The sequence below is a fragment of the Streptomyces brasiliensis genome, from assembly GCF_014647875.1.
Lineage (GTDB): Bacteria > Actinomycetota > Actinomycetes > Streptomycetales > Streptomycetaceae > Streptomyces > Streptomyces brasiliensis.
In genome coordinates, this window is record NZ_BMQA01000033.1 from 74,633 (window position 1) to 87,846 (window position 13,214).

Sequence of the window (13,214 nt, forward strand, 5' to 3'; positions counted from 1 at the left end):
GCCGACAGCAGGAGGAACGGCCGCGCGGAGGGTGACGGCGAGAGGAACGGCCGCGCGGGAGACGGCCGTTCCCTCGTGCGCGAACCTTCCGTCGTCGTGCGTGAACCAGGCGGTACGGCGGCGCCGCTCGGCCCGTGGAAAAGCGGTGCCGTGCTGTCGGACCCTCGTGCGATGCTCGGGTCCGTGGAGACCAGGTCCGTCAGTCCGGTGTTCGTCGGCCGCAGCGAAGAGCTGGACACGCTGAACGACGCGCTCGCCCGTGCCGCCGCGGGCGAGCCGCAGGCGTTGCTGCTCGGCGGTGAGGCCGGCGTCGGCAAGACGCGGCTGGTCGAGGAGTTCGCCACCGCCGCCTGCCGCCGGGGTGCCGTCGTCGCGCTCGGCGGCTGTGTGGAGATCGGCGCCGACGGGCTGCCCTTCGCCCCGTTCTCCACGGCCCTGCGCGCGCTGCGCCACGCGTTGCCCGGGGAACTCGCCGCCGCCGCCGCGGGGCAGGAGGAGGAACTGGCCCGGCTCCTGCCCGAGTTGGCCGAAGCCACCCCCACCCGGGCCACGGGACGGCACGACGAGGAGGGCGTGGCCCGTCTCTTCGAACTCACCGCCCGTCTGCTGGAACGCGTCGCCGCCGACCGCACGGTCGTCGTCGCCCTGGAGGACCTGCACTGGGCCGACGCCTCCACCCGCCACCTCCTGTCCTACCTCCTGCGCACCCTGCGCACCGGCCGTCTCGTCGTCCTCGCCACCTACCGCTCCGACGACATCCACCGCCGCCATCCACTGCGCCCCCTGCTCGCGGAACTGGACCGGCTGCGCACCGTCCGCCGTATCGAACTCGCCCGGTTCAACCGCGACGAGGTCTGCCGCCAGATCGCCGGCATCCTCGCCGCCGAACCCGACCCCGCCCAGGTCGACGACATCTTCGAACGCTCCGACGGCAACGCCTTCTTCGTCGAGGAACTCGCCGTCGCCACCCACGAGGGCTGTTGCACCGGCCTCACCGACTCCCTGCGCGATCTGCTCCTCGTGCGGGTCGAGACGCTGCCCGAGACCGCCCAGCGGGTCGCCCGGATCGTCGCCGAGGGCGGCTCCACCGTCGAATACCGGCTCCTCGCCGCCGTCGCCCGGCTCACCGAGGACGACCTCATCGAGGCGCTGCGGGCCGCCGTGAACGCCAACATCCTCGCCGCCGCACCCGGCGGCGACGGCTACCGCTTCCGCCACTCCCTGGTCCGCGAGGCCGTCGCCGACGACCTGCTGCCCGGTGAACGCTCCCGTCTCAACCGCCGCTACGCCGAAGCCCTGGAGACCGACCCCGCGCTCGTCCCCGCCGCCGAATGCGTCACACGCCTGGCCAGTTACTGGTACCACGCCCACGACCCCGCCAAGGCCCTGCCCGCCGTCCTGGACGCTTCCGTCGCCGCCCGCCGCCGGCACGCCTACAGCGAGCAACTACGGCTCCTGGAACGGGCGATGGAACTGTGGGACACTGCCCCCGAGGACGTACGTTCTGCCCTGCGCCCCGTCGACTACACCGAGGTCTACCCTCCCTGCGGCTGCGACCCCGCCACCACCCCACTGCGCTATCTGGACCTGATGGCGGAGGCCGCCGTCGCCGGGCGGCTGTGCGGGGAGCGCGAGCGGGCCCTGAAGATCACCAAGCGGGCGCTGCAACTACTGGAGGACGAGGACGATCCGCTGCGCGCCGCCTGGTTCTGGACCCGGCGCTCCAGCCTGGTCCAGGCCCTGGGGCGGGGCGACGGCCGGCACGAACTGGCCATCGCGCAGGAACTGGTCCGCGGCCTGCCCCCGTCGGACGTGCACGCCGAGGTGCTGGGCGACGTCGCCAACTGGGCGATGCTGCACGCGCCGGGGCCCGAGGCCCTCGCCGCCGCAGAGCGGGCCGTGGAGTACGCACGCATGGTCGACGCCCGCGAGATCGAGCTGAACGCGCGTGTCACCCTGGGCAGCCTGAAGGTCGACGCGGGCGACGTCGAGACGGGCCTCGCCGAGATGTACGAGGTCAAGGACCAGGCGCTCAAGGAGGGCTTCCCCTATGTCGCGGGCCGCGCCTATGTGAACCTGCCCTCCGAGCTCGAATCCGTCGGCCGCTCCCGGGAGGCCGCCCCCATCCTCGAGGAAGCCATCCTGTTCACCCAGCGGTTCGGCCTGCTGGGCTCCGAGGCCTGGGTGTGGGCCAACCTCTCCGATTCGCTCCACTCCCTCGGCCGCTGGCACGAGGCCGCGCGGGCCGCGTCGAGCGCGGCACACCGAGGCCCGAGCGCGAAACCCCTGGGCACGGCCGCCCTGTGCCTGGCCTGTCTCGCTCTCGGCCGCGGCGACCTTCCCGAGGCGGCACGCCAACTCGCCGCCGCCCACGACTACTTCGGCACGCACGACCCCATGCCCCAGCAATGGCTGCCCCTGGCCCGCATCGCCGTCGGGCTGGCGGCGGCGGAGGGCCGCCTGCTGGACGCCCGTGCCGAACTTGCCCGTGCCCTCGACGCGGGCATCCCGCCCGGCACCCACCGCTATGCCTGGCCGATGGTCCTGGCCGCCGCCACCGCGGAGGCCGACGCCCGCGATCTGCCCGCCGGGGACGCGGGCCGCGCCGAAGCGCTCGACCGCCTCCACGGGGCCGCCAAGAATCTCACGACCGGTGCCCCCGTCTGGCTGGCCCACGACCAGTGGGTCCGCGCCGAACTCCTGCGCGCCGAGGGCAGGGACACCCCGGACACCTGGTCGGAGGTGGTCTGCGCCTTCGAGCCCCTGGAACGGCCCTACGACCTCGCCCGCGTCCGTTTCCGTCTCGCTGCGGCCCTGCTGTCCGACGGCGGGGACGACGAGCGCAATCGCGCCACGGAACTGCTCCGGCTGGCCGGTGCCGTCGCCGACCACCTCGGCGCGCGCCCTCTCGCCGACGCCGTCGCGCTCCTCGCCCAGCGAGCCCGGCTCACCCTGGGCGGTGTCCCACGGCAGGCACCCGCCCCCGCCGACCCCGTCGAGGCCCTCGGGCTCACCAGCCGGGAACGCGACGTCCTGCGCCTGGTGTCCGTCGGCCGCACCAACCGCCAGATCGCCGAGGAACTCTTCATCTCGCCGAAGACCGCGAGCGTGCACGTCTCCAACATCCTCGGCAAGCTCGGCGTCTCCGGCCGGGGCGAGGCGGCGGCGATGGCGCATCGGCTGGCGCTGTTCCCGCCGGTGACCGGTGCCGGCGGGAACTGACCGGCGGCGCTACTTCACCTCCAGCTCAAGGATCCGGTCGTCCCCGTCCTTCGGGCTGCCCCTGCCGTCCGTGTTGCTCGTGATCAGCCACAGCTTGTCGCCGCCCGCCGCGGCCACCGTGCGCAGACGGCCGTATCTGCCGTCGAGGAAGGACTGCGGCGCGGCCGCGGCCTCCGTACCCTTCAGCGGGATGCGCCACAGACGCTGACCTCTCAGGCCCGCCATCCAGATGACGCCGTTCACGTAGGCGATGCCACTGGGGGAGGCCTCGTCCGTGTGCCACTGGGCGATCGGGTTGTGGTACTTCGTGTCGGACGACTTGCCCTCGACGTTCGGCCAGCCGTAGTTGTCGCCCGGCTTGATCGCGTTCAGCTCGTCCCACGTGTCCTGACCGAACTCCGAGGCGAACAGACGCTGTTTGTCGTCCCAGGCGAGGCCCTGCACATTGCGATGGCCGTACGTGTACACGGGGGAGCCCGGGAACGGGTTGCCCGGGGCCGGTTCGCCCTCCGGGGTCATGCGCAGGATCTTGCCGCCCAGTGACTTCCTGTCCTGCGCCAGCCCCTTCTGCCCGCTCTCGCCCGTGCCCGCATAGAGCATGTTGTCCGGGCCGAAGGCGATGCGGCCGCCGTTGTGGATGAAGCCCTTCGGGATGCCCTTGAACACCGTGTCGGGAGCGCCCAGTTGTTCGCCGGCGGGCTTGTGGTCGTCGTACAGCATGCGGACGATGCGGTTGTCCGAGGCCGAGGTGAAGTACGCGTAGATCATGTGGTCCGAGGCGTAGTCCGGGGAGAGGGCGATGCCCAGGAGGCCGCCCTCGCCGGCCGGGTCCACGCCGGAGACCTTGCCCAGGTCCGTCTTCTTACCGGTCTTCTCGTCCACCCGGGTGATCGTCGCGTCGTCCCGCGAGGAGACCAGCAGTCCGCCGCCCGGCAGCGGAGCCAGTCCCCAGGGGCTGTTCAGGCCCTCCGTGACCGTCCGCACCACCTTCACCGACCCCTTGGCGGGCGGCGTCTCCGCCGCCCGCTCCGACGGCAGGGCACCGGACGCCGTCCCCTTCGATGCCGTACTCCCGGCCGGGCTTCCTCCACCCCCGGAGGAGCACCCGGCCGTCAGCAGGAGTACGGCGACGGCCGGCACGGCCGCCCAAGCTCGACGTTGCACGATCATGGTCCCTTCGACGCGGCGTCCCCAGGCAGGTTCTACTCCTCATACACCGCCCACACCCCCCGGGTTCCCGATCAGCCCGGCCGAAATCGCGCACACTCTCGGCCCAGCCCCCCCCGCTTCCCGCTCCCGCCCCTCAGTCCCAGGACCCCTGGGCCGCGGGCAACCCCGCCAGCGCGGTCAAGTCCTCCGCAGTCAGCCGCAGGCCGGCCGCCGCCGCGTTCTCCTCCACCCAGCACTCATGCTTCGCTCCCGGCACCGGGACCACATGACGGCCCTGGGCCAAGGTCCACGCCAGGGCCACCTGGGCCGGCGTGACGTTCTCGCCGTGCCGCCAGGCCACGCGGCGCAGGCCCGCCACGATCGGCTGGTTCGCCGCCATCATCTCCGCCGTGAAGCGGGGATGGCGGGCTCGGACGTCGTCCGGTTCGAAGCCCTCGCCCGGGATCAGCGTGCCGGTCAGGAAGCCGTTGCCCAGGGGCATCGCCGCCAGGAAGCCCACGCCGCGTGCCTCGCACCAGGGGAGCAGCGCGTCCAGGGCCTCCGGTGACCACACCGACAGCTCGGCCTGGACGGCACTCACCGGGAACACCTGCTGTACACGCCGGAGTTGGCGAAGCGTTCCGTCATGCATTCCGGCGCCGGACCGGCGACCGCCGCGCGCACCCATCGCGCACAGGCCGAGCGCCCGCACCTTCCCGGCGTGCACCAGCTCCGCCATCGCGCCCCAGGTCTCCTCCACCGGGACCTCGGGGTCGGCGCGGTGGAGCTGGTAGAGGTCGATGACGTCCGTCTGGAGCCGACGCAGCGACGCGTCGCAGGCACGTTTCACGTACCCGGGGCGGCCGTTGGCCACGATGTGCTGCTCGCCCACCAGCAGACCGGCCTTGGTCGAGACGAACGCGTCCCCGCGCCGCTCCTTCAGCACCCGGCCCAGCAGCAGCTCGTTGGTGAACGGGCCGTACATGTCGGCCGTGTCCAGGAGCGTCGAACCCAGGTCCAACGCCCGGTGCACGGCCCTGAGCGACTCGTCGCCCCGCTGCCGCGACCCGCTGTACGCCCAGCTCATCGGCATGCACCCGAGCCCGACGGCCCCGACCGCGAGCGCCCCCGCGCCGATCGTCCTGCGCTCCACCTGCCCGTGAACCTCCCTCTCCTGCCACCCCAACCTAACCTCTGCGCTCCCGTAGCCCTGACATAGCCTCCTGACCATGACTGCAGACGTATGGCTTCCCATCCCTCCGGACGAGATCGACGGCCTCCCGCAGGGGCTCAACTACCTGTTCTGGGACGGCGGCGACGACGGCGCGCAGGAGTTCCCGGGCGACCCCGCCGACTGCGTCGTCTACGTGGTGCCGTACATGAAGCGCCAGACCGTCAAGGTGCGCCCCCTGGAGCGGATGCGCAACCTCCAGGTCGTCCAGACCCTCACCGCCGGCGTGGACGACATCACCGCGGCGCTCTCCTCCCTCGTGCCCGGCGTGCGGCTGTGCAACGCCCGCGGGGTGCACGAGGCGAGCACCGCCGAGCTCGCGCTCACCCTGACCCTCGCCTCCCTGCGCGGCATCCCGAAGTTCGTCCGGGCCCAGCAACAGGGCCGCTGGCAGGGCGAGTTCCACCCCGCCCTCGCCGACAAGAACGTCCTCATCGTCGGCTACGGCGCCATCGGCTCCGCCATCGAGGACCGGCTCGTGCCCTTCGAGGTCGCGCGGGTGGCGCGCGTCGCGCGCTCCGAGCGCACCACGGCGCGCGGTCCGGTGCACTCGTTCACCGATCTGCCCGCACTGCTCCCGGAAGCGGACGTGGTCATCCTCTCCACGCCCCTGAACGACACCACCCGGGGCCTGGTCGACGCCGGCTTTCTCGCGCACATGAAGGACGGAGCGTTGCTGGTCAACGTCGCCCGCGGCCCCGTCGTCGACACCAAGGCCCTGCTCATGGAGCTGGAGAACGGCCGGATCGGCGCGGCCCTCGACGTCACGGATCCGGAGCCGCTGCCCCCGGCGCATCCCCTGTGGCAGGCGCCCGGCGTGCTGATCAGCCCGCACGTGGGCGGACCCACCTCCGCCTTCCTGCCGCGCGCCAAGCGGCTCGTGGCCGACCAGCTGAGCCGGTTCGTGAACCGGGAGCCGTTGCGCAACGTGATCCTTACGACGGGATCGGCGACGAGCGTGTAATCCGCTTCGGACACCATCCGCAATCTTTCGGGCGCGGACCGTAGATGCACACCTCTAGCCGTTACTGAGCGTAGAGAACCTATGTCCCTGAGTGACGAGACTGGTGTATCGTCCCGACAGGGGCTGCGCCGCGTACCGTTCGGCGCCGGGGATCGACATTTCAGATGTGTGAGGGGGGCGACGGACGATGCACGGCCTATGGACGAACGATCCGACGCGGCGGGGCCGTCGGCGGTGGCCCTGGCACACGGCTGCGCACAGACGCGGCCACCACACCGGTCATCACCACCGCAGGCACAACGGACGCAGAAGGCATGCGCACCCAGCGCACCGGGATCCGCGGGACCCGGGAGCGGCGCGGACCGGGAGGGACCGGTGAGCTCGCCGCCGACCCTGACGACCACCCTCGACGGAGCGCTGCGGGCGCGGCCTCCGGCGGGCGCACCGCCGACCCGTCCGCCGGTCCTGGGCGGCGGGTCCGCCCTGGTCCACCAGCTCGCCCTGGCCCTCGTGTGCGCGGCCTACGCCGTCGGGTCCGCGTTCGGCTGGGGTTCGGAAGAAGTCGCGCTGATCATGGGTGACTTCGGGCTGACCGCGGCGGCGGGCACCGCCGCCGTCTCCTGTCTCTTCTACGCGCGCGGCCCGCGGGTCCGCTTTCGACCCGCCTGGCTGCTGTTCGCCCTCTCCTCGGCGATGGCGGCCCTGGGCAACGCGGTCTGGGGGTGGTACGAGGTCGTCCTTGAGCGACCCGTGCCCAGCCCCAGCTACGCCGACCTGTTCTTCCTGTGCTTCGCGCCGCCCGCCATCGTGGGCCTCCTGGTCCTCGCCAAGCGGCCGGTGACGAAGGCGGGCTGGATCTGTCTGGCCCTGGACGCCTGGCTGATCGGGGGTTCGCTGCTGACCCTGTCGTGGAGCCTGGCGCTCGCGCAGGCCGCCCGGTTCGACGGACCCAGCGTGGCGCACACAGCGCTGTCGCTGGCGTACCCGCTGCTGGACATCGCCTTGGTCAGCATGGTGCTCGCCCTGCATTTCAGGCGTGCAACGGGCAACCGCACCGGGGTGAACACCGCGATCGGCGCGCTCGCCCTGACCGTGATGTGCGACGCCCTGTTCACCTCGCCGCTGCTGCACAGCAGCTACCACTCCGGCCAGCTGCTCGACGCGGGCTGGTTCGCCGGCTCGCTGCTCCTCGCGTACGCCCCCTGGGCCGCTCCTCGGCACCGGGGCCGGCGGGACGTCGAGCCGTACCCCGCGGACCGGCACGTCCCGCACGGGCACGCGCGCGTGGTCCACGAGCAACTGCCCCGGCCGCGGAGCGGCACCCCGCCCCACGAGCCCGCACCCCTCCCGGGCGGTGACACCGGCCGGTATCCGGCCGGCCGGCCCCTCACCGGCTCCCTCGCCGCGCTCACGCCGTATCTCGCCGCGGCCGTGTGCACGCTGGGCATCCTGTACAACGTCCTCAACGGCCGCAGTCCCGACCACGTGGTGCTGATCACCGCCGGCTGCGTGGTGCTGGCGCTCGTCGTGCGCCAGGGCATCATGCTGCTCGACAACATCACCCTCACCCAGGAACTGGCCCAGAAGGAGAACCACTTCCGCTCCCTGGTGCAGGGCTCGAGCGACGTCATCATGATCGCCGCGCCCAACGGCGTCCTGCGCTACGTCTCCCCGGCCGCCGCCGGGGTCTACGGCCGTACGGCGGAGGAACTGGTGGGCTCGGAGCTGGCCCAGCTGATCCATCCGGAGGACCTGGGCAGCGTGGTGCACGAGGTGCGCCGCTTCCTCGCCGCCAACCCGCTCGAGGAGCCGACCACCCGCATCGAGTGCCGCTTCCGCTCCGGCGGGGGCGGCTGGCTCAACGTCGAGTCGACCGTCAACCGCCATCACGGTGGCCTCATCTTCAACAGCCGGGACGTGACCGAAAGAGTGCGCCTGCAGGCGCAGCTCCAGCACAACGCCGAGCACGACCCGCTCACCGACCTGCCCAACCGCGCCCTCTTCACCAAGCGCGTTCAGCAGGCCCTGTCCGGCCGCCGCGCCTCCGACCGCGGCGCACATGTGCGCGGTACGGCGGTCCTCTTCATCGACCTGGACGGGTTCAAGGCCGTCAACGACACCATCGGGCACCAGGCCGGGGACGAGCTGCTCGTCCAGGCCGCCCGCAGACTCCACGAGGCGGTACGGCACGGGGACACCGCCTCCCGGCTGGGCGGCGACGAGTTCGCGGCCCTGATCGTCGGGGACGGCACCACCACCCGTGACCGCAGTGCCAGGGAGCGGCACATCCTGGAGCTCGCCGACCGCCTCAGGACCACCCTCTCCCAGCCGTACGTCATCGGCGGCAACGATGTCCGCGTGAACGCCTCCATCGGCGTCGCCTTCGCCGAACAGGGCCTGGGCGCAGGCGAGTTGCTGCGCAACGCCGACCTGGCCATGTACCGGGCCAAGTCGGCGGGCAAGGGCCGGGTCGAGCTGTACAAGCCGCAGATGCAGCAGGACGTCGTACGCAAGGCGGAGCTGGCCACCCGGCTGCGGGCCGCGCTGCACGACGGCGAGTTCGCGCTGCTGCACCAGCCCGTGGTGTGCCTCGAGAGCGGCCGGATCACGTCGGTCTCCGCCCAGGCGCGCTGGCGCTCCTCGCAGGGGGTGCTGTTCACGCCGGCCGAGTTCCTGCGGGTCGCCGAGGACTGCGACAAGACCGCGGAGCTGGACCGCTGGATCCTCGAGGAGGCCGTGGAACAGGCGGCCGAGCGCGCCGCGACCGGACTCGCCGTCCCCGTGGCCGTCCGGATGGGCGCCCGGCGGCTCCTGGACCGGTCGATGCCGCTGGGTTCGGTGGAGGCCCTGCTGACCCGGCACGGGCTGCCGTCGGGGTCGCTGGTGATCGAGCTGGCCGACACCGACCCCCGGGTCTCCCTGGACGACCTGGAGCGGCGGCTGGCCACCCTCAGGCGACTGGGCGTCCGGATCTCGCTGGACGGCTTCGGCAACGGCTATGCAGCGATCACGGCACTGCGGCGGCTCCCCGTCGACGTGCTGAAACTCGACCGTGGCCTGGTCGAGGGCGTCGTCGAGTCCGCGCGGCTGCACAAGATCACCAGCGGGCTGCTCCGGATCGCCGCCGACCTCGGGCTGCAGTCCGTGGCCGAGGGCGTGGACCTCCCGGAGCAGGTCGTCGCCCTGCGCGCGATGGGCTGCACCCACGGCCAGGGCATGGCGTTCGCCGGCCCGCTGGACGAGTACCGGCTGCGCACGGCGCTCGGATCCGGCCGCTGTCCGGTCCCGCACGGACCGGTCGAACCGGCGTTCGCGGGCGGGGCCAGTCGGGTGTACACCGGAGGTGTTCCCGCTGTCTTCGGAGGCGGCAGTGCCCTTCGCTCACATAATGAGACTCCCGTCCCACCCACTTGACACGTGGTGCGTGCCGGGGGGAGGGTCAGTGCCATGCGCACCCGAATTCTCGTACTTGGACAGCGCGTCGGCTGAGCTGGGACACACCGGAGGACGATCCGGAACCTAGCGACCACACCGGCGCGCTCCCCTCGCTTGCCTTGCGGCACGAGGGGTTTTTTGTTGCACAGGCACCATGCGGACAACAGCCGCACACCGCACGAACTTCGCAAAAACCCTCAGCATCGAGAAGAGAATGCCGATGACCGAGCAGGCCACCGGGGCCCACCAGCCGCAGCCGCGGCCCCGTTCCGGAGGACAGCAGTCCGCCCCCGTCGAGCACGTCACGGGCGCGCAGTCCCTCATCCGTTCGCTCGAGGAGGTCGGCGCCGACACGGTATTCGGCATTCCGGGCGGTGCGATCCTGCCCGCCTACGACCCGCTGATGGACTCCACCAGGGTCCGCCACGTCCTGGTCCGCCACGAGCAGGGCGCCGGACACGCGGCCACCGGGTACGCGCAGGCCACCGGCAAGGTCGGCGTCTGCATGGCGACGTCGGGACCGGGTGCGACGAACCTGGTCACGCCCATCGCCGACGCGCACATGGACTCGGTGCCGATCGTGGCGATCACCGGCCAGGTCACCTCGAAGGCGATCGGCACGGACGCCTTCCAGGAAGCGGACATCGTCGGCATCACCATGCCGATCACCAAGCACAACTTCCTGGTCACCAAGGCCGAGGACATCCCGCGGGTGATCGCGCAGGCCTTCCACATCGCGTCCACCGGCCGGCCGGGCCCGGTCCTGGTGGACATCGCCAAGGACGCGCTGCAGGCGCAGACCACGTTCTCCTGGCCCCCCATCTTGGACCTGCCCGGCTACCGGCCCGTCACCAAGCCGCACGCCAAGCAGATCCGCGAGGCCGCCAAGCTGATCACCTCCGCGAAGCGGCCCGTCCTGTACGTCGGTGGTGGCGTCCTCAAGGCGCACGCCACCGCGGAGCTCAAGGTTCTCGCCGAGCTCACCGGAGCGCCCGTCACCACCACCCTGATGGCGCTCGGCGCGTTCCCCGACAGCCACAAGCTGCACGTGGGAATGCCGGGCATGCACGGTTCGGTCACCGCCGTCACCGCGCTGCAGAAGGCCGACCTGATCGTCGCCCTCGGAGCCCGCTTCGACGATCGCGTCACCGGCAAGCTGGACAGCTTCGCCCCGTACGCCAAGATCGTCCACGCCGACATCGACCCCGCCGAGATCGGCAAGAACCGCGACGCCGACGTGCCCATCGTCGGTGACGCGCGCGAGGTCATCGCCGACCTGGTCCAGGCCGTGCAGAAGGAACACAGCGAGGGCCACCGGGGCGACTACACCGCCTGGTGGAAGGACCTCAACCGCTGGCGCGACACCTACCCGCTCGGCTACGACCAGCCCGAGGACGGCTCGCTGTCCCCGCAGCAGGTCATCGAGCGCATCGGCCAGCTGGCGCCCGAGGGCTCGGTCTTCGCCGCGGGTGTCGGCCAGCACCAGATGTGGGCCGCGCACTTCATCCAGTACGACAGGCCCGCCACCTGGCTGAACTCCGGCGGCGCCGGAACCATGGGCTACGCGGTTCCGGCCGCCATGGGCGCCAAGGCCGGCGCCCCGGACCGTACGGTCTGGGCGATCGACGGCGACGGCTGCTTCCAGATGACCAATCAGGAACTGACCACCTGCACCCTGAACAACATCCCGATCAAGGTCGCCATCATCAACAACGGCGCCCTCGGGATGGTCCGCCAGTGGCAGACCCTGTTCTACAACCAGCGGTACTCCAACACCGTGCTGCACTCCGGCCCCGGGGCGGACGGCAAGCAGCCGAGCGCCGGTACCCGCGTGCCGGACTTCGTGAGGCTGTCGGAGGCGATGGGCTGCTACGCGATCCGCTGCGAGCGGCCGGAGGACCTGGACAAGGTCATCGAGGAGGCGAACTCGATCAACGACCGACCGGTCGTGGTGGACTTCATCGTCCACCAGGACGCGATGGTCTGGCCGATGGTCGCCGCGGGCACCTCCAACGACGAGATCATGGCCGCCCGGGACGTCCGCCCCGACTTCGGCGACAACGAAGACGACTGAGCGAGGAAGACCAGAGATATGTCCAAGCACACGCTCTCCGTCCTGGTGGAGAACACGCCGGGCATCCTCGCCCGGATCGCCGCCCTGTTCTCCCGCCGCGGCTTCAACATCGACTCGCTCGCGGTCGGCGTCACCGAGCACCCCGACATCTCCCGCATCACCATCGTGGTGGGCGTCGAGGACCTGCCGCTCGAGCAGGTGACCAAGCAGCTCAACAAGCTCGTCAACGTGCTGAAGATCGTCGAACTGGAGCCGGGTCAGGCCGTTCAGCGCGAACTCGTTCTGGTGAAGGTGCGCGCCGACAACGAGACGCGCTCCCAGATCGTCGAGATCGTCCAGCTGTTCCGCGCCAAGACCGTCGACGTCTCCCCGGAGGCCGTCACCGTCGAGGCCACCGGCAGCGGCGAGAAGCTGTCGGCCATGCTCAAGATGCTGGAGCCGTTCGGCATCAAGGAGCTGGTCCAGTCCGGCACCATCGCGATCGGACGCGGTGCCCGTTCGATCACCGACCGGTCGCTGCGTGCCCTCGACCGGTCCGCATAACGACGCGTTCGGGCGACCGGGGGACACCGGTCGCCCGTATGCCGAGACCCCGCATCCTCCGTTCCCCCCACCGGCATACGGTGGGACGCAACACCTGCACACCAAGGAGAGAACCCAAAGTGGCCGAGCTGTTCTACGACGCTGACGCCGACCTGTCCATCATCCAGGGCCGCAAGGTCGCGGTCATCGGCTACGGCAGCCAGGGCCACGCGCACGCCCTGTCGCTGCGCGACTCCGGTGTCGACGTGCGCGTCGGTCTGCACGAGGGCTCCAAGTCCAAGGCCAAGGCCGAGGAGCAGGGCCTGCGCGTGGTGACGCCTGCGGAGGCCGCGGCCGAGGCCGACGTCATCATGATCCTCATCCCGGACCCGATCCAGGGCCAGGTGTACGAGGAGTCCATCGCCCCGAACCTGAAGGACGGCGACGCGCTGTTCTTCGCCCACGGCTTCAACATCCGCTTCGGCCTCATCAAGCCCCCGGCCGGTGTGGACGTCGCCCTGGTCGCTCCTAAGGGCCCGGGTCACCTGGTGCGCCGCCAGTACGAGGAGGGCCGCGGCGTCCCGGCGATCGCCGCCGTCGAGCAGGACGCGACCGGA

Annotated in this window: 8 protein-coding genes; 6 read left to right on the forward strand and 2 right to left on the reverse strand. The window is 71.4% G+C overall.

Annotation, left to right across the window (positions count from 1 at the left end; genetic code table 11):
• Positions 1–171 precede the first annotated feature (171 nt).
• Entirely contained in the window at positions 172–3,222 is a 3,051-nt protein-coding gene (locus IEZ19_RS33910) for a helix-turn-helix transcriptional regulator (RefSeq protein WP_189315175.1), read from the forward strand.
• Positions 3,223–3,231: 9 nt separating this feature from the next.
• Here IEZ19_RS33910 and IEZ19_RS33915 read toward each other — a convergent pair whose 3' ends face one another.
• A complete protein-coding gene (locus IEZ19_RS33915) occupies positions 3,232–4,392 on the reverse strand; it encodes a PQQ-dependent sugar dehydrogenase (protein WP_189315177.1) in 1,161 nt (386 codons plus the stop codon).
• A 133-nt stretch (positions 4,393–4,525) separates the two neighbouring features.
• Positions 4,526–5,524 carry an aldo/keto reductase gene (locus tag IEZ19_RS33920; RefSeq protein ID WP_189315179.1) on the reverse strand — a complete coding sequence of 333 codons (999 nt, stop codon included), beginning with the start codon at positions 5,522–5,524 and terminating at the stop codon, positions 4,526–4,528.
• A 76-nt stretch (positions 5,525–5,600) separates the two neighbouring features.
• Here IEZ19_RS33920 and IEZ19_RS33925 point away from each other — a divergent pair, with 76 nt between their 5' ends.
• The 5 genes from IEZ19_RS33925 to IEZ19_RS33945 all read left to right on the forward strand — a co-directional run.
• Positions 5,601–6,566: a 2-hydroxyacid dehydrogenase gene (locus IEZ19_RS33925; protein ID WP_189315180.1), complete on the forward strand. Its 966-nt coding sequence runs from the start codon at positions 5,601–5,603 to the stop codon at positions 6,564–6,566.
• Positions 6,567–6,941: 375 nt separating this feature from the next.
• On the forward strand, positions 6,942–9,980 hold the full coding sequence (locus IEZ19_RS33930; protein WP_189315182.1) for a putative bifunctional diguanylate cyclase/phosphodiesterase: 3,039 nt from the start codon (positions 6,942–6,944) through the stop codon (positions 9,978–9,980).
• A 241-nt stretch (positions 9,981–10,221) separates the two neighbouring features.
• Complete coding sequence (locus tag IEZ19_RS33935; protein ID WP_189315184.1) at positions 10,222–12,075, forward strand: acetolactate synthase large subunit; 1,854 nt, start codon at positions 10,222–10,224, stop codon at positions 12,073–12,075.
• A gap of 18 nt (positions 12,076–12,093) precedes the next feature.
• Entirely contained in the window at positions 12,094–12,618 is a 525-nt protein-coding gene (gene ilvN / locus IEZ19_RS33940; protein ID WP_189315186.1) for an acetolactate synthase small subunit, read from the forward strand.
• 119 nt (positions 12,619–12,737) lie between these two features.
• On the forward strand, positions 12,738–13,214 hold a 477-nt coding region (locus tag IEZ19_RS33945), incomplete at its 3' end, for an NAD(P)-binding domain-containing protein (protein WP_189315188.1).